The organism is Vibrio rhodolitus, assembly GCF_003350325.1.
Lineage (GTDB): Bacteria > Pseudomonadota > Gammaproteobacteria > Enterobacterales > Vibrionaceae > Vibrio > Vibrio rhodolitus.
On the sequence record NZ_QLYZ01000002.1, the window covers coordinates 326,892 to 351,541 of the forward strand.

General features: G+C 45.1%; 25 protein-coding genes. 16 read left to right on the forward strand and 9 right to left on the reverse strand.

Annotation, left to right across the window (positions count from 1 at the left end):
* Positions 1 to 96 precede the first annotated feature (96 nt).
* The 4 genes from moeA to DPF93_RS03340 are packed head-to-tail and all read left to right on the forward strand — an operon-like array spanning position 97 to position 3,350.
* A complete protein-coding gene (gene moeA, locus DPF93_RS03325) occupies positions 97 to 1,332 on the forward strand; it encodes a molybdopterin molybdotransferase MoeA (protein ID WP_114764797.1) in 1,236 nt (411 codons plus the stop codon).
* An 8-nt stretch (positions 1,333 to 1,340) separates the two neighbouring features.
* Positions 1,341 to 2,090, forward strand: coding sequence for a molybdopterin-synthase adenylyltransferase MoeB (moeB, locus tag DPF93_RS03330; RefSeq protein WP_114764798.1), 750 nt, complete (start codon positions 1,341 to 1,343; stop codon positions 2,088 to 2,090).
* Between the two features lie 51 nt (positions 2,091 to 2,141).
* Entirely contained in the window at positions 2,142 to 2,468 is a 327-nt protein-coding gene (locus DPF93_RS03335) for a hypothetical protein (protein ID WP_208638752.1), read from the forward strand.
* Between the two features lie 51 nt (positions 2,469 to 2,519).
* Positions 2,520 to 3,350, forward strand: a complete 831-nt coding sequence (locus tag DPF93_RS03340) for a sulfurtransferase (protein WP_114764799.1) — start codon at positions 2,520 to 2,522, stop codon at positions 3,348 to 3,350.
* Between the two features lie 85 nt (positions 3,351 to 3,435).
* On the opposite strand, the gene DPF93_RS03345 is transcribed toward DPF93_RS03340, so the two are convergent.
* Positions 3,436 to 4,428, reverse strand: a complete 993-nt coding sequence (locus DPF93_RS03345; protein WP_114764843.1) for a sugar-binding transcriptional regulator — start codon at positions 4,426 to 4,428, stop codon at positions 3,436 to 3,438.
* 474 nt (positions 4,429 to 4,902) lie between these two features.
* On the opposite strand from DPF93_RS03345, the gene tal reads away from it, so the two are divergent.
* Both tal and tkt read left to right on the forward strand, forming a co-directional pair.
* Positions 4,903 to 5,853: a transaldolase gene (tal, locus tag DPF93_RS03350; RefSeq protein WP_114764800.1), complete on the forward strand. Its 951-nt coding sequence runs from the start codon at positions 4,903 to 4,905 to the stop codon at positions 5,851 to 5,853.
* 81 nt (positions 5,854 to 5,934) lie between these two features.
* A complete protein-coding gene (gene tkt / locus DPF93_RS03355) occupies positions 5,935 to 7,926 on the forward strand; it encodes a transketolase (RefSeq protein ID WP_114764801.1) in 1,992 nt (663 codons plus the stop codon).
* A 42-nt stretch (positions 7,927 to 7,968) separates the two neighbouring features.
* On the opposite strand, the gene DPF93_RS03360 is transcribed toward tkt, so the two are convergent.
* A complete protein-coding gene (locus DPF93_RS03360) occupies positions 7,969 to 8,205 on the reverse strand; it encodes an HP1242/YdcH family protein (protein WP_114764802.1) in 237 nt (78 codons plus the stop codon).
* Positions 8,206 to 8,499: 294 nt separating this feature from the next.
* Between DPF93_RS03360 and DPF93_RS03365 the strand changes: the two genes are divergently transcribed.
* Genes DPF93_RS03365 through DPF93_RS03380 form a run of 4 tightly spaced genes read left to right on the forward strand, consistent with a single transcriptional unit; the run spans position 8,500 to position 13,879 of the window.
* A complete protein-coding gene (locus DPF93_RS03365; protein ID WP_114764803.1) occupies positions 8,500 to 11,577 on the forward strand; it encodes a response regulator in 3,078 nt (1,025 codons plus the stop codon).
* A 16-nt stretch (positions 11,578 to 11,593) separates the two neighbouring features.
* Positions 11,594 to 12,073 carry a hypothetical protein gene (locus tag DPF93_RS03370; protein WP_114764804.1) on the forward strand — a complete coding sequence of 160 codons (480 nt, stop codon included), beginning with the start codon at positions 11,594 to 11,596 and terminating at the stop codon, positions 12,071 to 12,073.
* A gap of 1 nt (position 12,074) precedes the next feature.
* Positions 12,075 to 13,142 (forward strand): porin, encoded by a 1,068-nt coding sequence (locus DPF93_RS03375; RefSeq protein WP_114764805.1) that lies wholly within the window; start codon positions 12,075 to 12,077, stop codon positions 13,140 to 13,142.
* A gap of 32 nt (positions 13,143 to 13,174) precedes the next feature.
* The gene (locus DPF93_RS03380; protein ID WP_114764806.1) at positions 13,175 to 13,879 is read left to right on the forward strand and encodes an SDR family oxidoreductase; all 705 of its coding nucleotides are present in this window, start codon (positions 13,175 to 13,177) and stop codon (positions 13,877 to 13,879) included.
* Between the two features lie 11 nt (positions 13,880 to 13,890).
* On the opposite strand, the gene DPF93_RS03385 is transcribed toward DPF93_RS03380, so the two are convergent.
* Positions 13,891 to 14,058, reverse strand: a complete 168-nt coding sequence (locus DPF93_RS03385) for a DUF2256 domain-containing protein (protein WP_114764807.1) — start codon at positions 14,056 to 14,058, stop codon at positions 13,891 to 13,893.
* Positions 14,024 to 15,265: an NADH:ubiquinone reductase (Na(+)-transporting) subunit B gene (locus DPF93_RS03390; RefSeq protein WP_114764844.1), complete on the reverse strand. Its 1,242-nt coding sequence runs from the start codon at positions 15,263 to 15,265 to the stop codon at positions 14,024 to 14,026. Before DPF93_RS03390 ends, DPF93_RS03385 begins: the two co-directional genes overlap by 35 nt.
* A gap of 142 nt (positions 15,266 to 15,407) precedes the next feature.
* On the opposite strand from DPF93_RS03390, the gene DPF93_RS03395 reads away from it, so the two are divergent.
* From DPF93_RS03395 to DPF93_RS03405, 3 genes are read left to right on the forward strand one after another with little or no spacing between them, the layout of a single operon-like run.
* The gene (locus tag DPF93_RS03395; protein ID WP_114764808.1) at positions 15,408 to 16,796 is read left to right on the forward strand and encodes a cytochrome ubiquinol oxidase subunit I; all 1,389 of its coding nucleotides are present in this window, start codon (positions 15,408 to 15,410) and stop codon (positions 16,794 to 16,796) included.
* 12 nt (positions 16,797 to 16,808) lie between these two features.
* The gene (gene cydB, locus DPF93_RS03400) at positions 16,809 to 17,807 is read left to right on the forward strand and encodes a cytochrome d ubiquinol oxidase subunit II (protein ID WP_114764809.1); all 999 of its coding nucleotides are present in this window, start codon (positions 16,809 to 16,811) and stop codon (positions 17,805 to 17,807) included.
* The gene (locus tag DPF93_RS03405; RefSeq protein ID WP_114764810.1) at positions 17,807 to 17,911 is read left to right on the forward strand and encodes a DUF2474 family protein; all 105 of its coding nucleotides are present in this window, start codon (positions 17,807 to 17,809) and stop codon (positions 17,909 to 17,911) included. The genes cydB and DPF93_RS03405 overlap by 1 nt, the downstream gene beginning before the upstream one ends.
* 23 nt (positions 17,912 to 17,934) lie before the next feature.
* Here DPF93_RS03405 and DPF93_RS03410 read toward each other — a convergent pair whose 3' ends face one another.
* Entirely contained in the window at positions 17,935 to 18,834 is a 900-nt protein-coding gene (locus DPF93_RS03410) for a DMT family transporter (RefSeq protein WP_114764811.1), read from the reverse strand.
* 110 nt (positions 18,835 to 18,944) lie between these two features.
* Here DPF93_RS03410 and DPF93_RS03415 point away from each other — a divergent pair, with 110 nt between their 5' ends.
* The 3 genes from DPF93_RS03415 to DPF93_RS03425 all read left to right on the forward strand — a co-directional run bounded on the left by DPF93_RS03415 (position 18,945) and on the right by DPF93_RS03425 (position 21,962).
* The gene (locus DPF93_RS03415; RefSeq protein WP_114764812.1) at positions 18,945 to 20,321 is read left to right on the forward strand and encodes an aminotransferase-like domain-containing protein; all 1,377 of its coding nucleotides are present in this window, start codon (positions 18,945 to 18,947) and stop codon (positions 20,319 to 20,321) included.
* A 120-nt stretch (positions 20,322 to 20,441) separates the two neighbouring features.
* Positions 20,442 to 21,281: an AraC family transcriptional regulator gene (locus DPF93_RS03420; RefSeq protein WP_114764813.1), complete on the forward strand. Its 840-nt coding sequence runs from the start codon at positions 20,442 to 20,444 to the stop codon at positions 21,279 to 21,281.
* 93 nt (positions 21,282 to 21,374) lie between these two features.
* Positions 21,375 to 21,962 carry a LysE family translocator gene (locus DPF93_RS03425; RefSeq protein WP_114764814.1) on the forward strand — a complete coding sequence of 196 codons (588 nt, stop codon included), beginning with the start codon at positions 21,375 to 21,377 and terminating at the stop codon, positions 21,960 to 21,962.
* Between the two features lie 67 nt (positions 21,963 to 22,029).
* On the opposite strand, the gene DPF93_RS03430 is transcribed toward DPF93_RS03425, so the two are convergent.
* From DPF93_RS03430 to DPF93_RS03445, 4 genes are all read right to left on the reverse strand, one after another.
* Positions 22,030 to 23,037 carry a tetratricopeptide repeat protein gene (locus tag DPF93_RS03430; RefSeq protein WP_114764815.1) on the reverse strand — a complete coding sequence of 336 codons (1,008 nt, stop codon included), beginning with the start codon at positions 23,035 to 23,037 and terminating at the stop codon, positions 22,030 to 22,032.
* 193 nt (positions 23,038 to 23,230) lie between these two features.
* Positions 23,231 to 23,752 carry an RNA 2',3'-cyclic phosphodiesterase gene (gene thpR / locus DPF93_RS03435; protein WP_114764816.1) on the reverse strand — a complete coding sequence of 174 codons (522 nt, stop codon included), beginning with the start codon at positions 23,750 to 23,752 and terminating at the stop codon, positions 23,231 to 23,233.
* A gap of 29 nt (positions 23,753 to 23,781) precedes the next feature.
* On the reverse strand, positions 23,782 to 24,231 hold the full coding sequence (locus tag DPF93_RS03440) for a GNAT family N-acetyltransferase (protein WP_164675301.1): 450 nt from the start codon (positions 24,229 to 24,231) through the stop codon (positions 23,782 to 23,784).
* A 22-nt stretch (positions 24,232 to 24,253) separates the two neighbouring features.
* Positions 24,254 to 24,631 (reverse strand): GFA family protein, encoded by a 378-nt coding sequence (locus DPF93_RS03445; protein WP_114764818.1) that lies wholly within the window; start codon positions 24,629 to 24,631, stop codon positions 24,254 to 24,256.
* Between the last annotated feature and the right edge of the window lie 19 nt (positions 24,632 to 24,650).

The window sequence follows — 24,650 nt, forward strand, 5'->3', positions numbered from 1 at the left end:
ATTGGTTTGCGGGCGATTCAACGTTACGGCTTTCTTATTGTCGCGCGGAAAGTATGGTAAAGTTAGCCAAAACTAGAAAGACATTAGGATTCATACATGGGTTGCTGTGACGCTCCGGGCTTGATGCCAATCGAAGAAGCGATGGATAAAATGCTATCGCGCATTAAACCGATTCAAACTACCCTACAATTGCCGCTTGCTGAGGCATTAGGTTATGTTTTAGCCGAAGATATTCTCTCTCCTATTTTCGTGCCACCTTTTGATAACTCTGCGATGGATGGCTACGCTGTTCGCATCAACGATCTTGCAGAGTCAAACACCCTGCCTCTTGCTGGTAAATCTTTTGCTGGCCAACCATTTGAAGGTGAATGGGAGCTAGGTACGTGCGTGCGTATCATGACGGGAGCAAAAATCCCTGAAGGTTGTGATGCGGTTATTATGCAAGAAAATACCCAAGTCACCGAGCAAGGCATTCTATTTCTACAAGAAGAAGTTAAACCTCAGAGCAATATTCGCCCAACTGGTGATGACATTAAGCATGGTGATATTGTACTGCCTAAAGGTGCTCGCCTGTCTCCACGCGATATCCCGATGATCGCGTCACTTGGCGTCAGCCATGTTGTGGTAGTACGCAAACCTAAAGTTGCCTTCTTCTCGACTGGTGACGAGCTTAAGCCTCTTGGTGAGCCGCTGGCTGATGGTCAAATTTACGACAGCAACCGCTATGGTATTAAACCGCTAATTGAAAACTTCGGTTGTGAGCCAGTTGATCTCGGCATTATTCCAGATTGCCCACACACACTGAAAGAGACATTTGAACAAGCACAAATGCTTGCCGATGTGGTAGTTACATCTGGCGGCGTAAGTGTTGGTGAAGCGGACTACACCAAAGATATTCTCGAAGAACTTGGGGAAATCGGTTTTTGGAAACTGGCGATTAAACCGGGTAAACCTTTTGCATTTGGTAAACTCTCTACCGCTTGGTTCTGTGGACTGCCAGGCAACCCAGTTTCAGCGGTACTGACCATGTATGTTTTAGTGCAGCCAATGCTTGCCAAACTTGCAGGTCACACTGAATGGAAAGCGCCGGAATCTATTCCAGCCACAACTAAAACCGCATTTAAAAAAGCACCGGGACGTACCGATTACCAACGTGGTATCTACTCACTAGAAGAAGGCAAATTTGTGGTTGAAACCACAGGCAACCAAAGCTCTGGCGCCTTCCGTTCTATGAGCCTAGCGAACTGTTTCGTGGTTCTAGAGCGTGAACGAGGTCGCGTAGAAGTTGGCGAAACCGTACAAATTCAACTGTTTAATTCGACGTTGTACTAGGAGCGCTGGTGGAGATCTTATCTGATCAAGAAATGCTTAGGTACAACCGTCAGATTGTACTCAAGCAGTTTGATTTCGAAGGACAAGAAGCGTTAAAGCAAGCCTCTATTTTGATTCTTGGCGCTGGCGGTCTTGGATGTGCATCGAGCCAGTATCTCGCGACTGCTGGTATTGGTAAGTTGACGCTTATTGATGATGATATCGTAGAGTTGTCGAACTTGCAGCGTCAGGTACTTCATCATGATGCGGATATTGGCAAAAAGAAAGTTCAATCAGCCGCAGAGTCATTAAAGCTACTTAATCCATTTATTAAAGTGGATACCATCGACAGACGCTTAAATGATGATGAACTACGTGCATTGATTGAAGCGCACACTTTGGTGCTCGATGCTTCAGATAACGTTGATACCCGCAATCAACTCAACCGCTTATGTTACCAAAGTAAAACACCATTGGTTTCCGGTGCGGCGATTCGTATGGAAGGTCAAATTAGCATATTTACCTACCAAGATGAAAATGCCCCTTGCTACCAATGTTTGAGTAGCCTATTTGGTGGCGGCGCTTTAAGTTGCGTTGAAGCGGGTGTAATGGCACCTGTCGTTGGCATCATCGGCGCAATGCAGGCGATGGAAGCAATTAAGGTGATTGCCAACTACGGTACACCTAAACAAGGCAAAATTTTGATCCTCGATGCGATGACAATGTCATGGCGTGACATGGGATTAATGAAGATGCCGAACTGCTCAGTATGTGGCTAAATAATCCGTTGGATTAAATTCAAGCAAAGGCGATAAGGAGAAAGGCAAGGAATGAATAACCCGAAAATTTTTCTTATCGCTTTTTTGTTTGCTTGCCTACTGCTAGCCAGTTTATTGCTACTAAAAACCAAGCAGACGACACAAACACTACATGCAACCGTTATCTCGCAAACATTAACCCAATCGCTCGATGGTCATCGACGCTACCTTAATGTCATCACCCCAGATCAACGTACGCTTTTAATTAGCTCGCCGGCTAATATTGACTGTCCGCAAGGCTCAGACGTTGAAGTAGATGTTGAGTGTACATTATTTCAAAGCGAAGAAACCTATCGTTTTAAAACTTGTTATCCCAAACAGCCAAACCAACAAAAGTGACATTGTCACCACATTTTTATCTTAACGATAAACACACGATAAAGGACTGTTATGTTTCCACTCATCACCGCCGAACAATTAGCTCAGCTGAAAGAGCAAAATGCGCAAGTTGTCATCCTTGATGCAAGTATTGAGTTCCAAATCCCAGCAGAAGGTGAGAAAGATAAAATAAACAAAATTCCTGGCGCACTGCGCTTTGACTACGACAAAGTATTCTGCGACCAAAACTCACCACTGCCTCATATGATGCCGACGCAAGCACATTTTAATCAACAAGCTCGCGCATTGGGCTTAGACAATGAGTCGACGATCGTGGTTTACGATAACAGCGGTACATTAGCCGCGCCACGCGCATGGTGGATGTTCAAAACAATGGGACATAACCAAGTGGTTATTCTTGATGGTGGTCTACCAGCGTGGAAAGAGGCAGGCTTTGCCACCACAACGGAATACGCCGAGGCGAGCGCAATTGGGCATTTTGACGGTCAACTCAGTCCAAACGGCTTTTTATCCGCAGAGCAAGTACTCGCAGAGATTGATAACAGCCAAAGTTTGACGGTTGATGCTCGCTCAAAAGCGCGTTTTAACAAAGAAGTCCCTGAGCCGCGCCAAGGTGTGCGCAGCGGTCATATTCCTAATTCCATTTGTCTACCCTTTGCCGAGCTCATTCAAGGCACTAAAATAAAGAGCGTTGAACAGCTACAGCCCATTATTGAATCAGCGCTTGGAGATAAAGATAAGCAGTTTATTTTTAGCTGTGGTTCAGGCGTGACTGCCGCTATCTTATTACTTGCGGCGTATATTTGCGGCTATCAGAAGTTATCCGTTTATGATGGCTCTTGGACTGAATGGGGACAACGCGTCGATCTCCCTATCGAATAAGGTTCATAGCTGCATTGCTTCGTTCTCATATAGCAAAAACCCCAGCATCAGCCTGGGGTTCTTTAGTTAAAAACAGCAGCAATTATTACTGCTTACTCTCTGCGATTTGTTCATCTAGGTTTAGCACTGTCAATGCATTACTTACGCTGGTTGCAATCACATCAATCGCTCCGGTTCGCAGTGCTCCAAGCAATGCCAGCGGTTTACTATTTTCAGCCGCTATCGCGATCACTTCGGAAATCGATTTAAACTCATCAATGCCCAAGCCAATCACACGATCGCTCATCACCGTCGATGCTGCTACGCCGTGAATATCAAAGAAGTCATAACCGGCAAAATCACCTACTACCCCTTGTAACATACGCGACTGAACAACTTCGTCTGCGGTAAACCAGCCTAAGTCCACCATATAGCTGTTCTCACTCATGTCGCCAATACCAACCAAAGCAACATCGGCTTTACGTGCTAAGTCTAATGTTTGCTTAACCGTCGCATTTTGCATAAATGCGAGTTTCTGTTCGCGGTTTTCCGCATAAGCGGGAGCATAAAGCGTTTCAGAACTGCCGCCATAACTTTTGGCAAATTGGCGACAAATGTGGTCAGCATTAAACATACCGCCTCGCGGGTGAATACCACCGATACCACAAACAAATTTGACATCTTTCTGCGGGATAACACCGACATGGTGCGCCACTGCCGACACGTTTCTTCCCTGCCCAACCGTCATTACCGTGCCATTTTGTAGTGTACTCGCAAGGTATTTTGAAACTAAACCTGCCACTTGAAGTCGTTGTTGCTCTTCGCTTGGCTGATCTAAAGCCACCAATGCACGCTTAACACCAAAGCGATCAATCAAGCGCTGTTCAATCTTAGCGCTAAATACCGGGTGATATTTCACAGTAATTTCGACAATGCCTTCATCGCGAGCTTGTTTGAGTAGTCGCCCTACTTTGGCTCGAGAAATTGAAAACTTCTTTGAGATCTCTTCTTGCGTTGCACCATCTTGGTAGTAAGCCACCGAGATTTCGGTAAGCAAGTCGGTGCTATCTAAGGAACTGTCTTGGTTAATGTTCGCCATAAACTTTAAATACTCATAAAAAAGATAAGCAGTTTGCTGAGATGGATTGTACGCAAACATGAGCAACCGCTCATTGACCTAGCATATGTAACACCTGCATTTTACCCTAACTTTCGCTCAGCACAATGACACTTGCTCACAGATTTAATCTCTTATCTTTAGTTCACTGCAAGCCCCGCCCTGCAAAGGCAAACGTTTATTTAGCAATATGAGATAAGCTAACGAAAATAATCTTGATTTAGTTCACCTAATTGAGCACTCCACAATTGACTTTGTCAGTTATTAAGATAAATATGAATCCATCATTTACTCATCAGAAGATCAAATGCTCAGAGCAAATGCTCTTCAGATAAAAAGATTTCTGTTAACGTGTAGAGACGGTCTATTTTTATCCATGAACTATTCGTTAACTCGCTTGCAAATGTCAGGGCTAACCCAAGATTGAGCACTGACAAAGAAATAGGATGATCGATTATGAGCAATAAATTAGAGCAACTTCGTAAGCTAACCACAGTTGTTGCAGATACTGGCGAAATTGACGCAATTAAAAAGTACCAGCCAGAAGATGCGACAACCAACCCATCTCTAATTCTAAAAGCGGCTCAAATTGCTGAGTACGCACCACTTATCGACCAAGCTATCGCATACGCGAAAACTCAAAGTTCTGACAAAGCGCAACAAGTACAAGATGCTTGTGACATGCTTGCAGTAAATATCGGTAAAGAAATCCTGACGACTATTCCTGGTCGCATCTCTACAGAAGTAGATGCGCGTCTTTCTTACGACACCGAAGCGAGCGTTGCTAAAGCTCGTCAGCTTATCAAGATGTACAACGATGCGGGTATCACTAACGATCGCATTCTGATCAAACTAGCGTCAACTTGGGAAGGTATCCGCGCGGCAGAAATCCTAGAGAAAGAAGGCATCAACTGTAACCTAACGCTACTATTCTCATTTGCTCAAGCGCGTGCTTGTGCTGAAGCCAGCGTATTCCTAATTTCTCCTTTCGTCGGTCGCATCATGGACTGGTACAAAGCGAAAGAAGGTCGTGATTTCGAAGCACAAGAAGATCCAGGCGTACTATCTGTAACCACTATCTACAACTACTACAAAGAATACGGCTACAACACGGTTGTAATGGGTGCAAGCTTCCGTAACATCGGCGAAATTCTTGAACTTGCTGGCTGTGACCGTCTAACTATCGCACCTGCACTTCTTGCTGAACTAGAAGCGGCTGAAGGCGAAGTGGTTGAGAAGCTGATTGACTCTAAAGGCGCATCTGAGCGTCCATCGGCAATGACTCACGCTGAGTTCCTATGGGATCATAACCAAGATGCAATGGCAGTTGAGAAACTGGCAGAAGGCATCCGCAACTTCGCGGTAGACCAAGGCAAACTTGAAGAAATGATCGCAGCTAAGCTGTAATCCAACGAATAAAATAAGGGGAACGTTTGCGTTCCCCTCTTCTTTTCCTAATTTAGAAATTAACTCTATCTGGTATTTATTATGGATCGTAAACATTTAGCTAATGCAATCCGTGCGCTAAGCATGGACGGTGTACAACAAGCAAACTCTGGTCACCCTGGCGCACCTATGGGTATGGCGGACATCGCTGAAGTTCTTTGGCGCTCTCACCTAAACCATAACCCAGCAAACCCAGAATGGGCTGATCGCGACCGCTTCGTACTGTCTAACGGTCACGGCTCAATGCTAATTTACTCTCTACTACACCTAAGTGGTTACGAGCTATCTATTGATGATCTGAAAAACTTCCGTCAATTGCACTCTAAGACGCCTGGTCACCCTGAGTATGGTTACGCACCAGGTATCGAAACAACCACGGGTCCTCTAGGTCAAGGCATCACCAACGCGGTTGGTATGGCAATGGCTGAGAAGGCACTGGCTGCTCAGTTCAATAAAGAAGGTCACGACATTGTTGATCACCACACTTACGTGTTCATGGGTGACGGCTGTCTAATGGAAGGTATCTCGCACGAGGCATGTTCTCTAGCTGGTACGCTTGGTCTTGGTAAGCTAATCGCATTCTGGGATGACAACGGTATCTCTATCGACGGTCACGTAGAAGGTTGGTTCTCAGATGATACACCGAAACGCTTTGAAGCATACGGCTGGCACGTAATCCCAGCGGTGGATGGTCACGATGCTGAAGCGATCAATGCTGCAATCATCGCAGCGAAAGCAGACCCACGCCCAACGTTAATTTGTACTAAAACTATCATCGGTTTTGGCTCGCCAAACAAATCAGGTTCACACGACTGCCACGGTGCACCACTAGGCGCAGAAGAAATCGCAGCAGCGCGCGAATTCCTAGGTTGGGAACACCCAGCATTTGAAATCCCAGCTGACGTATACTCGCAGTGGGATGCAAAAGCAGCAGGCGCTGACAAAGAAGCGGCTTGGAACGCAAAATTTGACGCGTACGCAGCGGCATACCCTGCAGAAGCGGCAGAGCTTAAACGTCGTATCAACGGCGAACTGCCTGCAGAGTGGGAAGAGAAAGCAAGCCAAATCATTGCTGATCTTCAAGCAAATCCTGCGAACATCGCATCACGTAAAGCATCGCAAAATGCACTAGAAGCATTTGGTCAAATGCTACCAGAATTTATGGGCGGCTCTGCTGACCTAGCGCCTTCTAACCTAACCATGTGGTCGGGTTCTAAATCTCTAGAAGCAAACGACTTCTCTGGTAACTACATCCACTACGGTGTACGTGAGTTCGGTATGACCGCGATCATGAACGGTATCGCGCTACACGGCGGTTTTGTCCCTTACGGTGCAACTTTCCTAATGTTCATGGAATACGCACGTAACGCAATGCGCATGGCTGCTCTGATGAAAATTCAGAACATCCAAGTTTACACGCACGACTCTATCGGTCTTGGCGAAGATGGTCCAACTCACCAACCGGTTGAGCAAATCGCGTCTCTACGTCTAACACCAAACATGAGCACATGGCGTCCATGTGACCAAGTTGAGTCAGCAGTAGCTTGGAAACTGGCAATTGAGCGTAAAGATGGTCCATCAGCATTGATCTTCTCGCGCCAAAACCTAGCGCAGCAACCACGCTCTTCTGAGCAAGTGGCTGACATCGCTAAGGGTGGTTACATCCTTAAAGATTGCACTGGCAAACCTGAGCTAATCCTAATCGCAACAGGTTCTGAAGTTGAACTTGCAGTGAAAGCGGCAGAAGAGCTAACAGCAGCAGGTAAAGCGGTACGTGTGGTATCAATGCCATCAACTGATGCATTTGATAAGCAAGATGCAGCTTACCGTGAATCAGTACTGCCATCAGATGTAACTGCACGTATCGCAATTGAAGCGGGCATTGCTGACTTCTGGTACAAGTACGTTGGCTTTGATGGTCGCATCATCGGCATGACGACCTTTGGTGAGTCAGCGCCAGCTGATCAACTGTTCGAAATGTTTGGCTTCACAGTAGAAAACGTTGTGAGCACAGCAAACGAATTGCTTGCATAAACCACGCAAAAACGAAACACCCGCCAAACGGCGGGTGTTTTTTTATTTACTGATACGTTGGTAAAGAGAGTCTTTAAGCACGGCTCGGCTATGCTTCAACTTATTCATTTCAGCATCATCTATCGGTGCACCTCTTAGTTCGAGAACTCTTATTTCTTTATCAAGTGAATTGTACTCTTTGACATCATTCGCGAATGACATGTCACTCTTGGTTAGTTGATGGATGACCTCTCCATGTTCTGGAAATTCATGTAATAAGGAATGATTTTCACCTAACATAACGACTCCTTGTGTCCAGCGTATTTCAAAGCGAATCCTGCCACAAATACGGGCATTGCTTATAAGTGTAGTGCGAAATTAATTCCTCTGCCGTATCCGCTAAAACTTCTGTTTCCAATTGGCACTATCAGCTCTCCAGACTTGATTCACCACTTGCTCAACTGTCAAATTTAATTTTAAGCATTTTCCACACAGTCCAAAAAATGAAATAAAGATCACTAAGTTACACTAGATTAACCAGATGGCTGTTCTACACTTTTCATATCAGTTGGCTTTAACCGGATAATCTTAATAATGAGCACATGGAGTTGGTGGCAAGACGTTTCGCTAAAATACAAATTATATGGTTTGGTATTTTTGCCGATTGCACTGCTGATTTATCTCGCTTTGGTGCAGATAAGTGCACTCAATAAAAACACAGAATCTCTCGTTCGAGCAACCAACACCACAACTTTTCTGCGCGGAGTGTCTGGTGTCTACTCGCCAAACGACAATGGTCTGTCTTCCTCATCTCTCAATCAACTGATCCCCAAGACATATGATGCGCCCGTCGCTCCAGAAATTCGCGATGCCGTACAAAACTTAATCTCAACACGCCAAGAGCTGAGTAAGAACCTCTCTCTGGAAGACAAGCTCGACAATTACGAATGGCAAGCGGAGATATACCATCAACTATTGTTGAGCCTCGAAATGATCGACTTTTCCCAACTGCCAGCAGATATTCAGAATAATATCAAAGCACTTATGCAACTCGAGTGGATGCTCTTTTGGGCGAACGAGGAAACCCAACTGAGCAATGTACTGGTGCAGTCATTTCAACAGTATGGCGAGTACGATCAAGATATTCGCGATCAACTGCAAACACTCAGTGAACGCCAACAACTCTACATTGAACGCTTCGTCAATCTTAATGCCAATGCTGAACAAGTCGAGTTGATGATCAAAACCTTTACTAACTCTGCTTTTACTAACAGCCAAGCATTTCGACAAGATTTAGCCTCACTGACTTCCCTCGCCTCTTTAAATAGCCGGGCAATACAACTCGGCAGCGAAGCAATGAATGCGCGTCTAAAGCTACTTAACGATGTTGGTAAAACTATCGAGTTTCAAATCATTCAAAGTATCGACGCCTCGATACAACAAGCACAAACAACTCGAATCGCCTATATCTGCTTGGTGTTTTTGCTGACACTGGCGGTGGTTTATATCGCCTTTAAACTCACTCGACACATTACCCAAAACCTCAACCTTGTGCTTGATTACCTCAAATCAGAGGATAGCCACAATACCGAGCAGCTTACCCTATCAGTGCCGGGGAAAGATGAACTCGGTCGTTTTGCCCATGAAGTGGAAAGATTGACGATAGAGCGCAAACTCGCCAATGAACGCTTAACTCAAGCAAAAGAAGATGCGGAGCAAGCCAAAGATGCAGCAATAAGAGCCAACCGTGCTAAAAGTAGCTTCCTGGCCAATATGTCTCATGAAATTCGCACTCCACTCAATGGTGTTATAGGTATTTCGGAAGTGCTTTCAGAGACCCAGCTCTCCGCTGCACAACGCGACTATGTCGATACCATAGAGACTTCTTCTCAGCTTTTACTTAGTTTGATTAACGATATTCTCGATTTTTCAAAAATTGAATCGGGTATGTTGCTCATCAGTCATCATTCAACTTCTATTCGTGAGGTTATTTATGATGTCGCAGCGATCATTGCTCCTAAAGTAAAAGAAAAAGACCTCAACCTTCTTGTTTCCATTAGCTCAGATACACCATACAAGGTGTTAGTGGATGATCACCGTCTACGCCAAACACTCATGAACTTTATGTCTAATGCAGTCAAGTTTACTCCATCTGGCAGTGTCGAAATTGCTGTCGAAACAAAAAGCTTATCTCCGCAGCAAGTCAATCTCGAGTTTTCAGTACGCGATACTGGCATTGGAATTGATCCCCACAAGCAACAGCAGATATTCAAGCCGTTTGCTCAAGAGGATGACTCAACAACTCGTCAGTTTGGCGGAACAGGTTTGGGCTTAGCCATTAGCACTCAGTTAGTAGAGATGATGGGCGGTAAGATACAACTTGAGTCAGAGAAAAATGTCGGTAGCCGCTTCTTTTTTAACTTACAACTCGAAGTAGAACAACTTGATTTCAGCTCAAAAAGTACACCTCAGACCAATATATGCTTGATTGGTAGTGATGCAGTTAACCGACAACGAGTGCGTCAAGAACTGGAATTTTTCCATCAGATAATCACGGCTGAATTTGATCATTTAAAAGATTACACAGACCATACACCAACCCTTGCTCATACCACTGTCTTGGTTGAATCAGAAACGGAATCCGTTTCACTCTACGAAGATGACTTAAAGCACTTATCTCACCTCCATCACGTGTGTATTGTGAGACCGTTTAGTAGTCAACCTCATGAATTTCCGAGTGATATTCAATCTATTGTAACTCAACCTCTACTTGGTCAACGGCTACTAAAAGCCATCACCTCGCGCACTATCGATGTCGTTAACCCAGAAGTTCATCTTGTTGAGGAAGACAACTGTAGTAAGCGAATTCTAGTGGTAGAGGATAACGCCGTTAATCGAAAAATTGCAGGTTTGCACCTTTCTAACGCAGGCATTGAATACGAGATTGCTCACGATGGCGCGGAAGCCGTCCAAATGTATATTTCACATCCAGAATTCTACTCTTTAATTCTGATGGATTGCATGATGCCAATTATGGATGGCTTTGAAGCAACTAAACAAATTCGTGAATTTGAAAGTAAGCAATCTCGCAAAGTACCAATTATCGCTCTAACCGCGAGCGTGCTCGATGAAGATATCGAGTTATGCTTCAACGCAGGCATGAACGATTATCTTGCCAAACCATTTAAAGCCGATGCCTTATTAGTCAAAATCTGCGAACACATAAAGATTGAACCCAAACTGCCAGTAGATGACGAAAACCAGCCAGAGGAGTTCGAAGTTACTCAACAAGATACCGGCACAGGGAAAGTACTGTTAGTCGAAGATAATACCGTCAACCAAAAGGTTGCTTCCCTCATCCTTGAAAAGGCAGGCTATGACTACGATATCGCAGAAAATGGTCAGATTGCCGTTGATATGTATCGACACCAACAAGACTATCAAGTGATTCTGATGGATTGCATGATGCCAGTAAAAGATGGATTCGAAGCAACACGCGAAATTCGTCGTCTTGAAAAAAAACAGGGCATCGCAAAAACACCCATTATTGCTCTTACCGCCAGTGTAATTGATGACGACATTCAACGCTGCTATGACTCAGGAATGGATGCTTATCTTGCCAAGCCAGTAAGAAAAAAACTTCTCATAGATAAAATTGAAAACGTCGTCTGAGGCTAGGACTAATTCCATGGAACAGTTAAGACAAGTTGTGCATCACATACCTGCGAGAATCATCTCGCTGCTGCTATGCGCGATCGCATTTGGGGTTTCTCTACCCTCACACGCGCTCGCCGCAGAACAATACGCCATTTTCACACTCAACGATTCGTTCGAAAAAATGTCTGTGTTAAAAGCGCGCAAGCTTTACCGAGGCAAAGCGAAATCAATTAATGGACAACGTTTCGAACTCTCTGATTGGCCAGCAAATAGCTCTGAGCGCGAGGAGTTTTATCGTTATCTGTTAGGTAAAAATACTGCGCAAATGAATGCGCATTGGGCAGCACTATCTTTCTCCGGTAAAGCCCGTCCCCCCAAAGAGATCTCACAATCAGAAGTTCAAAGCTTGATTGAATGGATGGAAGAAAAGCCGAATCGGATTGGCTACGCCCCAATAACATCTCTACCAGCGAATGCTAACGTCTTATTTGTTGTCAGTGAGGATAATTAATATGTATAAAATCATCCCTGTGCTGATCAGCAGCAGTCTATTTGCACCTTTAGGCTATGCCAACTTTGACTTTGGTGACCACCTTTCGGTTAGTGGTTTTGGCTCTACCTCATGGGCGAAAAGTGACAATGAGATGCCGCTGCTAATTAATCGTGAAATCTCAGATAGTGACTGTTTTGATTGCGACACCACTGCCGGACTTCAATTGGACCTCTACTACGAAGGCTTTCACGCTTCTGGGCAATTGGTAAAAAGGCCACAAGATAAATGGCGAGACCCTGAGCTTGAATGGGCTTATATTGCTTACAGCACCGAACATTGGACATTCAAAGCAGGTCGGCTTCGCAACCCACTATTTCTCTACTCCGAATACTATTATGTTGGGCAGGCTTATACACCTGCAAGACCACCAAGTGAAGTCTATAACAGCATCTTAGGGATCACCTTCTATGAGGGTGGCAGCATCACTTACACTCAAGATATTGGTGATGAATATACACTGGCAATCACTCCATTTATGGGGTTAGAGGACGATAAAGACGTCAAGCTCAACGACAATACGTTTCTTGAGCTAAAAACTCACGACATGGTGGGTATCAACTTCACCTTTTCTAGTGATTACTATCGCTGGAATTTTTCTTACTTAAATTCAAAATATGACCAAAAAGTCACCCTGACTATACCTACAATAGCTATGACACTTTCATCGGTAGAGAAAGGCAAAACCATCGACCTTTATTCTCTTGGAGCTGAATACGAGTTTGATAGTTTCAAGTTAACTGCAGAAGCGCAGAAGAACGACCGAACTTACTCATGGTACCTGATGGGCGCACAACAATTGGGCAAATGGACACCATATATTTCCTATGCACAGCAGTATAACGACGACGATAAACTTGATGGAGACAGCGTGCTTATTGGCACTCGTTATGATCTTCTTTACAACCTGTCCGTAAATGCTGAGTGGCAGTATTTCAGCGCTGAGAACGGTCAGAATGGCTCTTTTATTGATACGCCAAGTGAGCGTAACGCCAATCTGTTTACGATTATGCTGAACGTCGTATTCTAGCCACTTCACTTTGAGTTGTTATTGAGGTGCAAATGAGAATATTAGTTTTTGGTGGTAGTGGCGGTATAGGATTAGCCTTGGTGCAAAGGCTAGCACAGCAAGAGCACAATCACGTTGTCGCGACTTTTCATAGCCATCAGCCCGATGTTAAAAGCTCCAACATCGAGTGGCAGCAACTTGATGTCACCAGCGAGTCACAATTGATGTCTCTAAGCGCAACTATCGGCAGCATCGATTGGGTTATCAACTGTGTGGGGGTTTTACATGATTCGAGCCACCAGCCGGAAAAGAACTTGAAGTCTATCGACGCAGAATGGTTCTTATCCAGCATGGCTAACAATGCCCTGCCAACGTTACTTATTGCTAAGCACTTTAGTGCTAATCTCAAACCAAGCAATAGTCCTAAATTTGCGGTGATTTCTGCCCGAGTAGGCAGCATTGCGGATAATCGTCTCGGTGGTTGGTACAGCTATCGCAGTTCAAAAGCCGCTTTGAACATGTTAATCAAAGGCATTAGTGTCGAATGGCGCAGAAGTTTGCCAAAAGTCTGCGTTCTCGCTCTGCACCCAGGAACAACCGATACCCATCTATCTAAACCGTTTCAAGCTAATGTTCCTCAGGGCAAACTTTTCTCCTCCGAATTCGTGGCAGAGAAATTAATCAAGATAATCTCAAGCACAACCAATGATGAGAGCGGCAGCTTTCTCGCCTACGATGGTAGCCCTATTCCCTGGTAAGCAATCATACATTAACTGGCTCTGTTGGAGCGACAGCGCTGGGAGCAGTACTTAACTTCTTCCCAGCAACGTTGCCACTTCTTACGCCAAGTAAACGGTCGCTTGCAAGCAAGGCATATTTTACTGGGTAAATCACTTTTACGTTTAGCTGGCAATGCGTTTTCTCCTACGCTTGGCATTCGACTCTTTAACCATAAAATCGAACAGTGGCGCGAACAAATTAGCAAATAAAATCGCGAGCATGATCCCTTCTGGGTAGGCGGGGTTAAGTACGCGTATGCCGATAGTCATCACTCCAATCAAGATGCCATAAGCCCATTTCCCTTTATTAGTGAAAGCAGCTGATACTGGGTCGGTCGCCATAAAGAACGCGCCAAATGCAACACCACCAAGAACAAAGTGCCAATAGAAAGGCATCGAAAACATTGGGTTGGTGTCAGAGACAATCTGATTGAGCAATGTCGACGTCACAGCCAATCCAACGATAACCCCCGCGACTATCCGCCAAGACGCAATTCGCATCCCGATCAGGATCAGTCCGGTCAACATAATAAATAGCGTTGAGCCCTCACCCATCGAACCAGGTAAGTTACCCAAAAACGCATCACTCCAAGCTAATGCTTCACCTGTGGTGTTGTTAACTAAGCCCGATAGCCCACTCTCGTACCATTGGCTAAGCGGTGTTGCCCCTGAATAACCGTCGGCAGCAACCCACACTAAGCCTCCTGACATATTGGCTGGATAGGCAAAGTAGAGAAAGGCTCGTCCTGCTAATGCAGGGTTAAGGAAATTACGCCCAGTCCCACCAAAAATTTCTTTTGCAACCACAATACCAAACGTGATCCCCAAAGCGGCTTGCCACAAAGGCAACGTTGGTGGAAGGATCAGGGCAAACAGAACCGAACTGACAAAGAAGCCTTCATTAACTTCATGTTTTCGGATGATGGCGAACAATACCTCCCAAAAACCACCAACGATGAATACTGTGGCGTAGATTGGTACGAAGTAACAGGCGCCAAGCAGCATTTTGCCGAGCCAAGTACTCGTCTGTATAGCTTGCTCACTGCCAAACACAAATGAAAGCCGCCAACTCGCGTCGATCACTTGTTGCAACTCCGCCCCACTATAGGTCGCAAGCAGTGCACCAACGGATTGATTACCAATATTATACATACCCCAGAACATGGCAGGAAACGTAGCAAACCAAACCATAATCATGATGCGTTTTAGGTCTATACTATCGCGAACGTGTGTTCTGCCCTTGTTTACTGTTCCTGGCGTGTAGAAGATAGTGGCTGCCGCTTCGTATAATGGATAGAATTTTTGATACTTCCCACCGGGTTCAAAATTTGGCGCAATTGCATCGAGCCTGTCTCGGAAACTCATTGGACGCTCCTCGTGGTTCATATTTGAATACTCCTGTGCATACGAACCACGACTAAGAAAAGGGCACTCACACTCTGAAACATTTTTGAACATTTTCAGCAATACCTCGTATGAATAGGCTCATCCTACGCTGGAGGTACCTATGGACACGCTTGCTCTCGACCTCGCTCGATTTCAGTTTGCTTTCACTGTCTCCTTTCACATTATCTTCCCCGCCTTTACTATTGGGCTTGCGAGCTTTCTAGCAGTACTCGAAGGATTGTGGTTAAAAACCAATGACGCCAAGTATTTGCAACTGTACAAGTACTGGTTAAAGATATTCGCCATTAGCTTTGGTATGGGAGTTGTTAGCGGTATCGTCCTCAGCTACCAGTTTGGCACTAACTGGAGCGTGTTCGCTGACAAAACTGGACCCATCCTAGGGCCTCTCATGGGTTACGAAGTATTTACCGCGTTCTTTTTAGAGGCGGGGTTTCTCGGCGTTATGCTGTTTGGTATGGGTAGAGTCGGTAAGAGACTTCACTTTGCCGCGACCTGCATCGTTGCGTTCGGTACTTTCCTCTCTGCATTTTGGATTTTATCGGTTAATAGTTGGATGCAAACGCCTGCTGGATTTGGTTACAACGAAGCAGGTCAATTTATCCCACTAGATTGGTGGGCAGTCGTGTTCAATCCCTCTTTCCCATACCGGTTAGTGCACATGTTGTTAGCAGCCTACCTGACAACGGCATTCGTCGTAGCGGCTGTCGGCGCATATCACTTATTGAAATCACCACAAAATCCGCTCGCTCGCACTATGTTCTCGATGGCAATGTGGATGGCAGCCATTGTTACCCCGATTCAAATCGTCGCGGGCGACATGCATGGTCTCAATACCCTAGAGCATCAACCGGCTAAAGTAGCGGCAATGGAAGGTCATTATGAAAGCCACAAAGGCGCTCCGTTGATCCTATTCGGTATTCCAAACCACGAGAACAAGACCGTCGACTACAAAGTCGAAATACCTAAGCTGGGAAGCCTGATTCTTACTCACTCGCTTGATGGCGAAGTCAAAGGTCTCGATGCATTCCCTTCGGATCAACACCCGCCAGTGGGCATCGTGTTCTGGAGTTTCCGCGTTATGGTCGCCATTGGCTTTGGTATGCTCGCTCTTGGCTTAACCAGCCTAGTTTTGCGTAAACGAAAGTCGCTGTATCACGCGCACTGGTTTCACCGTTTGTGCGTTTTATTTGGACCTGCTGGTTTTGTCGCAGTTCTCGCGGGCTGGATCACTACAGAAGTCGGTCGTCAGCCTTATACGGTGTATGGCTTACTGACTACCGCACAATCTGCCTCGCCAATTGATGCGGCTGCGGTTAGCGTATCTTTGACCGCTTTTGTCGTCGTTTACTTTGTTGTGTTCGGCGCAGGTTTCTTCTATCTACTGCGCTTAATGAGAAAATCTCCGACCCGCTATGAAGAAGCACTGGAAAGCCGACTACCGGATGGCACCCCAGTTCCGCCGGTATCTCAATCAAATCACCTAACCTAACTGGAGGCGGCAATGGATTACGCATTAATTTGGTATGCCTTAATTGGACTTGCGGTACTCATCTATGTGGTGCTTGATGGCTTCGATTTAGGGATTGGCGTGCTTTTCCCTAGCGCTCACAGTGACAACGAACGAGACCTGATGATGAATAGTATTGCGCCAGTCTGGGATGGCAACGAGACTTGGCTGGTACTAGGCGGCGGTGGATTGTTTGCTGTCTTCCCTCTCGCCTATGCGGTGGTGATGCCCGCACTCTATGCACCGCTGATATTGATGTTACTTGGTCTGATTTTACGCGGCGTTTCGTTTGAGTATCGCTTTCGTACTGAACGTGGGAAATTTCTCTGGGACAGTGCATTCTTCCTCGGCTCACTGCTTGCGACCTTGATGCAAGGTATAATGCTCGGAACCCTGCTACAAGGGATCGCTATCGAAGGTAGGGCTTACGCTGGCGGTTGGTTCGATTGGCTCACTCCTTTTAGTCTATTCTGTGCCCTTGCGACCATGTGTGCTTACGTCTTGTTAGGTGCTTGCTGGTTGATTATAAAAATGCCCGCTGATTTGGTCAGTCGCTACTACACCATTGCCAAACGCTGGGCACTGGCGTTAGTTGGCTGCGTAGCTATAGTGAGTATTTGGCTGCCACTGACCAATCCGCTAATTGCAGAGCGCTGGTTCAGTTTTCCTACCTCGCTGCTCTATTTTGTTATTCCAGCTCTTGTCGCTCTTTGTGTGTGGCGTCTGTTTGCTAGCTTGATCGATCACAGAGCCGTCGCGGCGTACCTTTACAGCATGAGCATATTTGTACTGGCAGCAGTAGGATTTGGCGTCAGTACGTTTCCGTATCTTATTCCATTCGCACTCACTTACCAGCAAGCGGCAGCGCCTGACAGTAGCCTCAAGTTCTTACTCGCCGGAGCGGTATTTTTGCTGCCACTTATCATTGCCTATACCGCCTACTCCTATTGGGTATTTCGCGGCAAGCTCAAACATGGTGAAGGATACCACTAATGAAAAATCGCAAAGTTCAACTCAGTTGGTTTGTGGGGATTTGGCTAGCCTCGGTATTAGGGCTAGCCCTTTTTAGCTTACTTATCCGCTGGATTCTTCTCTAAAACCAGTTTACTCATCATTAATGTTAGTTCTGTTTAGCCATCTCACCATCAAATGACTGAGCTTTGGTTTTCTTAGGTGCAATAACGATAAGAGCAATGCCTACTAAATACAGTCCACAAGAGATTAGCTGTGATGCACTCAAGTTTTCATCGTAAATTAAATAGCCACTCAATAATGCCGAAAGCGGAACAAGCAGGTTTAATGGTGAGACTACGCTAAGTGGATATTTCAGCAGTAGTTTATTCCATACCCAGTATCCAAACAGCGTGGTCGGATAAGCTTGAAACATCACTGCAGCCCCGGTACTCCAACTCCAGTGATTCCAAGAATCCGTGAACACTTCTGTGCCGTGGATAAAAAGAGCGAGCGTGATTAAAGGTAACGGAGCAACCAACATTCCCCAGACGCCAAAGGCAAATGGCTGCTGAGTTTTAGATGCCTTTAGGATAACTCCCATCACAACCCAACTAACAGCCGCAATTAAGATCAAAATCACGCCTAATACCGTAACGTTGCCATTGGTGTTGGCAATCGAAAGCACAACGGCAATTGTTGCCAAAAGACCACCCATCAACTTTCGTCGCGTTAGAGACTCTTTTAGGACGACAACACCCACCAGCATATCCAAAATCACATTGGTGGTAAGTAGCACAGAAGACATACCCGATGATAAACCAGCGACAATTGACCACGATGCCATGCCCCAGACACCAACACCAAACACCACACCATAACTGACTACGTAAAGCCATTTCGTATCAGGCTTTGAAATAAACAACACCAGAGGAATTGCGGCAAGGGCAAAGCGAGCCGCCGTCACCACAAGCGGGTTTACTTCACTCACCCCTAGTTTAATCATGGAAAAATTGAATCCCCAAATCACCATCACCAATACTGCTAATAATAAATCCCTAAGCTGCATGTATCCTCCTTGTACTTTTGAAGCTAATCATTCGTTGCAAAAAGTATCCCTTGAGCCGGAATATCATTACAGATACAATTTTGTAACAAATAAGGAGTACAGATAGGGATATGGCTAAGTACAGGAAGTTAGCAGATGGCATCATTCAAACCATAAAACAGGGCAAAGTCACCACTGGCGATAAGTTGCCTTCGCTGCGTCAGTTTGCTCAACAGCACGGCGTGAGCCTTTCAACCGCGATTAGCTGCTATGAAGAATTGGAATCTCAAGGTTGGATCCAAGCCCGCCCAAAGTCTGGTTATTTTATTGCCAACTACTCTAAACCCAGAGCCACGCCCAAATGGGCGCAGTTTCAAAGCCAAATCACCACAGCGACACTTCACCCGCCAAGCCGACAAGCGATTAGCGGTCTCCTAGGTGTCGCAAGTACAACCCTCTCCCCTAGCTATGCCCAAGAATTGCAACGCAGCTTTAAGAGAGCAACGCAGCGTATCGGCGAGAGGCTTAACCAGTATCCCAGTATTATTGGCGAAGCCGTGCTCAGAAGCAGCCTTGCCAACCATTTTCAAAAGTTAGGCATCTTATTCAGCTCAGATGATGTTGTGATCACTTCGGGTTGCTTATCAGCGATTAAAACTGCCATTGAATGTTGCAGTGAAGAAGGCGATGCAGTCGCAATCAGCTCACCTTGCTTTAACGGCATCATTCAATTGCTTGGTTACATGAAACGAAAAGTGATAGAGATCCCCTCAACCGATCAAGGTATCGATTTGGTGCAGCTAGAAACGCATCTAAAAGAGAAAACTATTGCGACAGCTGTTTTTTGTACCTCGTTTACCAATCCCCACGGTATCACTATGTCTGCTGAGCAAAAGCAGAAACTTGCCTGGCTTGCCAATCACTACCAAACACCCATTATTGAAGATGATGTGTATATTGAACTTGGCCATTTCGATCAGCCCCTGCCAGCAAAACACTATGACACCCAAGGCTATATTTTTTGGTGCGGATCGTTTTCCAAAAGTCTTTCTCCAAGCTACCGCGTCGGTTGGTGTTTGCCCGGACGTTATAGCCATGAATTTATTAACCACTTAGCGGCAGGAAACCACGGAGTCGCAACTACGGTTCAATTAGCGCTCGCCGATTTTATTGATAGTGGTCAGTATGCTAAACACCTTAAAAACAAGCGCGTTGAGTTACTGAAAATTCGCCAAGACTATATGAGTTATCTTGAGCAGCATTTACCGAACAACGCCAGCATAAGTGATCCGCAAGGCGGTTTAGTTATGTGGGTTCAAGTCCCTACGCTTAACACAAAAACACTCGTCATAGACGCTGCGAAACAACATCTGGACTTTCGGGTCGGTACGCTGTTTTCAACCCTCAACCTCTATCACGATTGTATTAGAGTGAATATCGGTCACCCATTCGAACGAGCACGAGATGACCTTACTCAATTGGTTGAACTGATTCATCAGCACAGTTGATTTAGCGTCATGTTATTGACTGAGCGGCAAAATCAATTTAGCAATATTGTTCAAGTTTTTAACCAGATAATTACTTACATTTAGAACAGTAGAAAGGGATAACGAAAGCAAGGATGGATAGTGGATAAAGACAATTACTTTCAATATATTGCCAACCCAAAGTTTAGCAATGTCGCTAAGCTTGAAGCGGTAATGAGTGACTTTACCTACAGTAAACATGCCCATGAAGAGTTTTCTTTAGGTGTGACCTTGCAAGGACGACAAGATTTCTTTTGCCATGATGCCTATTACAAAAGCCCTCAGGGCGGCGTGATGGTATTCAACCCGGATGATATTCACGACGGACATTCCGGTGATGAGCAAAATCTTGAGTATGTGATGCTCTATGTTCACCCTAATGAATTTGCCCCAGCTTTTCATTCAATGGGAGTGAAACAAATACAAGATGTGCGAGTTCATAATCGCTTGATTGACGACGTCGTTTTGCGTCAACAGATCATCGAGCTTTCACACCTGATTGAACATGAAAGCTTTTCTCAAATTGAATACGAACATGGCGTTTATCAGCTTGCGCAAAGTCTGGCAAAGCATAGTGAAAAAACTGACCAAGGATGGAGTGCGACTCGTATCGATACCCTTATGTATCGTGCCAAAGAGTTTATCCACGCAAATCTAGCTCGAGATATCTCTATCGATGATGTCGCCAATGCGGCAACTGTTTCTAAGTATCACTTTATTCGCCTTTTCCGTAGTCAGTTTGGTATTACACCACACCAATACGTTTTAAACTGCCGTATTAACCTTGCCCGTCGCTACTTAGAACAAGGTTGGTCTACCACCCACAGCGCGCAAGCCGCAGGGTTTGCCGATATTAGTCATCTCAATCGGCGCTTTAAACGCGTATATGGAATGACGCCAAAGCAATACCAGCTTCAGCGCCAAGTAAATAACGCTAGTTAACACCTGTTTTCAACCCCAAATTTTACTTAACTATTCTAGCTGCAGTCTGACGAGGACTGTGCTGGAAGAGCTTTGTACACTCCGGAATTTAGTATGATAGAGATCTTTATTTATGCCGTCGCCATAATGTACAGCCCGGGACCGGTTAATTTGCTAGGGCTTCACTGCGGGCTCAATGGTCGCTTTCAGCATTCAGTCGGTTATTTTTTCGGTGTAGGAAGTGCGATGTTGCTACTATTTCTTGCCTTTGGCTATTTAGGCGGAAAATATATTACAGCCAATTTCTTACCCTACTTCGCCGCCTTTGGTTGTTGCTATATTCTATATATCGCATTCAAAGTTTGGCGTAGCAACATTGAACTCAATTCTAGCTCTGCAGGCAGCAATCTTTCTTACTCTGACGGACTCGGCTTGCAGCTTCTCAATCCAAAAGGTGTGGTTGCTACACTGCCAATATCAACGGTGCAGATGCCTGCAGCCGGTATTGAAGGCTGGGGAATATTGCTTGCATCTTTTCTACTTGCACTGCTCGCAACGGGTGCCCCAACAAGCTACGCCGCCGTAGGTACTATGCTTGGTAAACGAATTAGCTCCACCAATGTGCTCTTTGTTTTCAATAAACTGATGGCACTGCTGCTTTTGTACGTTGCAGTAACCATTGCATGGGAACATATTCTTTAGCTTTTTAGCGCTGAAAAGCAAAAGAGCTTGCATCCGCAAGCTCTTAAAATCATCATTAGTATCTTGATCACCAGATCTCATCGAGTAGCGAGTCACGTAACTCTTTCGCTGCTGCAATATCTTCTTTCGACATATATTGCTTCACATCACTGATATCTTTAGCAACCTCAGTGTCGCCGTACTCTTGAGCAACTTCGAACCAAGCCAGCGCTTGTACAAAATCACTCCACGTTCCATGCCCATTGCGGTATGAATACCCAACCGAGTATTGGCTATACACATTGCCCTGCATTGCACCTGCGGTATAGTATTCCAATGCCTTTTTATAATCGGTGGTTTTGAATCCACACGGCTTTTTGTATTCGGTATACGAGTAGATATCACCCATTTTTGCATATGAACGAGCATGTTCATCATCTTCAATCGCTTTGGTAAAGAGCTCCATCGCTTTAGGGCAACTTTGCGCCACCCCTTCTCCCTTTAGGTACGATACACCCAAGTTGTACATTGCACTCACATCACCTTTGTTAGCAGCCTGTTCAAACCAGTACACTGCTTTCGTATAGTCTTGAGCAACACCCTTGCCGTCGTTATAGGAAAATGCGAGCTGATACATAGCATCTGCATCACCACCTTTCGCAGCCGCCAAGTAGTACTGGTTCGCTTTTTGATAATCAACCGCCGTACCTTCACCGTCAAAGTACATCACGCCTAAGCTATATAAGACATAGGGATCGTTACCTTGCTCTGCTTTATGATACCAAGCCAGTGCTTTCGCATAGTCTTCATTGCCGTAGTGCAAGTCAGCCAATACCACCATCGCCTTGGTGTCACCTTTATCCGCAAGCTTAGTGATGTATTGATAACCGCGATCGACGTTCTCTTGATACATTGAATCTTCAATTAATAGATTCGCCGCTTGCATCAAGATTTCCGGATCATTTGATGTTTCAGCCGCTTTGAGCAAGGCAAGATCGTCGCCTTCAAAAAACTCTTCACTCAAATCATAGGCAATCGCATTGGCAGACAATAGAACTGTCATTGCGGTTAAGAAAGTACAACTTTGCTTTATCATTCAAACCTTTCCATGTAATAACGTAATTTAACCGCGCGACTATAACAGAGCACTCAAATTGCAACTATTGAGTAGGTCACGCTTTGAAAATCAAGCAATTAAGCATGAATTACAATAAGTTGCATCCATCTCACGAGAGTATTTGAAAAGAGAAATTATAGAAAAGATAAGCGTAGATCTTAGTTATCACCTGCTAGAGTAATTTTTGCTTGCGAGTAATGTACTTTACGCTCGTCCCTTGGCGGCAGCTTTCAAGTAAAGCAATCGAATATAACTTAAGGCGCTGAGGGGTTATGGCTATCTCGCTAAGTTCGCATTGCAACTTGGTATGGCGAGCAAGGGTGATGTGAGGAATGTACTGGCGTGTTTCCGGCTTAAATCCGAGTTTAATCAGCTCATCTTTCAAACTGCTTTGTAATTTCATCAACCACGGATGAGGTTTTATCGCCAACCAAATGAGTTTCTCTCCTCCTCGTCCAAACGCTCCTAAACCTGTCACTTCGACATCACTCTGCTCAAGAGTCAGTTGTTCGATTACTTTGATATAGCGATCGAGACTCTCTTGGCACACCTCGCCAACAAACTCCAAAGTGATGTGAAAGTTATCGGCATCAACAAGATGATTGCGTTTAGCGACCTTAGTCAACTGATCCTGGCAAAGGCTAATCGCCTTTCTAGATTCAGGGGTAAATGTTAGGGCGTAAAAGAGTCGCACTTCTTGTCCTCTATAACATTAACACCAAGCTAAGCCGCTGCTAATTTATCCGAAAGTGGTATGCTCAATCCCAACTCAATTAACTGATGATGACCCACGATTTCACTCTCTCGAATAAACTCAAAGCCTAGCTTTTGATAATAGTTTTTAAGGTAATGATGGGCATGCACTGATATATAGCTAACCTGCTGTCTCTGCGCGTAACTCAGCAGTGATTTAATCAGTACATCTGCTAACTTCGCGCCTCGGTAAGCATGAAGAATCGCAACTCTGGAGAGGACGGCTCTATCCTGAGAAATGGTTAACCGCGCACAACCGACAGGCTTACAATCCAAATAGACTATCGCATGTTGTGATATGGAGTCCTTATCATCGCCTTCAAGCTCTGGCGATATGTCTTGCTCTAACACAAATACTTCATGGCGTATCGCTTGCGATTGCCCAATCAATAATGAGTCACATCCTATGACTAAATTCACGTCCCCTCCTTTGGTTCGATTTTTAGACTGTCTCGGAAGGATGATGAATACCGTCATAAATCTTGACTGGCTCAAGTTCATACGGATTCACCCCTTCTAAGCAAGCAACGTTAATCGCGAACTGATGAGGGTTAGAGCGGCGCTGGTGATGAGTATAAATGCCACAAGTTTTACAAAAATAGTGCTTCGCTGTCATGGTATGAAATTGATAGAGGGTAAGATTGTCTTCACCTTTAACGATTTTCAAATTCTCTAACAATACAGACGCGGCAATCGCTCCTCGCTTGCGGCACATAGAGCATGAACAACGTCTCGGGTCGTCCAAACCATTTGGCATAGTTAATTCGAGCTCTACTGCTCCACAGTGACATTTTGCGGTATGTACTGGGTTAATTTTCATGACTGCCTCCTTTTAGTCA

Bases quoted from the DNA above. Each gene is read 5' to 3' on its own strand.
- moeA (WP_114764797.1), top strand. From the start codon at position 97: ATGGGTTGCTGTGACGCTCCGGGCTTGATGCCAATCGAAGAAGCGATG.
- DPF93_RS03335 (WP_208638752.1), top strand. From the start codon at position 2,142: ATGAATAACCCGAAAATTTTTCTTATCGCTTTTTTGTTTGCTTGCCTA.
- DPF93_RS03340 (WP_114764799.1), top strand. From the start codon at position 2,520: ATGTTTCCACTCATCACCGCCGAACAATTAGCTCAGCTGAAAGAGCAA.
- DPF93_RS03345 (WP_114764843.1), bottom strand. From the start codon at position 4,428: ATGGCGAACATTAACCAAGACAGTTCCTTAGATAGCACCGACTTGCTT.
- tal (WP_114764800.1), top strand. From the start codon at position 4,903: ATGAGCAATAAATTAGAGCAACTTCGTAAGCTAACCACAGTTGTTGCA.
- tkt (WP_114764801.1), top strand. From the start codon at position 5,935: ATGGATCGTAAACATTTAGCTAATGCAATCCGTGCGCTAAGCATGGAC.
- DPF93_RS03360 (WP_114764802.1), bottom strand. From the start codon at position 8,205: ATGTTAGGTGAAAATCATTCCTTATTACATGAATTTCCAGAACATGGA.
- DPF93_RS03365 (WP_114764803.1), top strand. From the start codon at position 8,500: ATGAGCACATGGAGTTGGTGGCAAGACGTTTCGCTAAAATACAAATTA.
- DPF93_RS03370 (WP_114764804.1), top strand. From the start codon at position 11,594: ATGGAACAGTTAAGACAAGTTGTGCATCACATACCTGCGAGAATCATC.
- DPF93_RS03375 (WP_114764805.1), top strand. From the start codon at position 12,075: ATGTATAAAATCATCCCTGTGCTGATCAGCAGCAGTCTATTTGCACCT.
- DPF93_RS03380 (WP_114764806.1), top strand. From the start codon at position 13,175: ATGAGAATATTAGTTTTTGGTGGTAGTGGCGGTATAGGATTAGCCTTG.
- DPF93_RS03385 (WP_114764807.1), bottom strand. From the start codon at position 14,058: ATGCCAAGCGTAGGAGAAAACGCATTGCCAGCTAAACGTAAAAGTGAT.
- DPF93_RS03390 (WP_114764844.1), bottom strand. From the start codon at position 15,265: ATGAGTTTCCGAGACAGGCTCGATGCAATTGCGCCAAATTTTGAACCC.
- DPF93_RS03395 (WP_114764808.1), top strand. From the start codon at position 15,408: ATGGACACGCTTGCTCTCGACCTCGCTCGATTTCAGTTTGCTTTCACT.
- cydB (WP_114764809.1), top strand. From the start codon at position 16,809: ATGGATTACGCATTAATTTGGTATGCCTTAATTGGACTTGCGGTACTC.
- DPF93_RS03405 (WP_114764810.1), top strand. From the start codon at position 17,807: ATGAAAAATCGCAAAGTTCAACTCAGTTGGTTTGTGGGGATTTGGCTA.
- DPF93_RS03410 (WP_114764811.1), bottom strand. From the start codon at position 18,834: ATGCAGCTTAGGGATTTATTATTAGCAGTATTGGTGATGGTGATTTGG.
- DPF93_RS03415 (WP_114764812.1), top strand. From the start codon at position 18,945: ATGGCTAAGTACAGGAAGTTAGCAGATGGCATCATTCAAACCATAAAA.
- DPF93_RS03425 (WP_114764814.1), top strand. From the start codon at position 21,375: ATGATAGAGATCTTTATTTATGCCGTCGCCATAATGTACAGCCCGGGA.
- DPF93_RS03430 (WP_114764815.1), bottom strand. From the start codon at position 23,037: ATGATAAAGCAAAGTTGTACTTTCTTAACCGCAATGACAGTTCTATTG.
- DPF93_RS03445 (WP_114764818.1), bottom strand. From the start codon at position 24,631: ATGAAAATTAACCCAGTACATACCGCAAAATGTCACTGTGGAGCAGTA.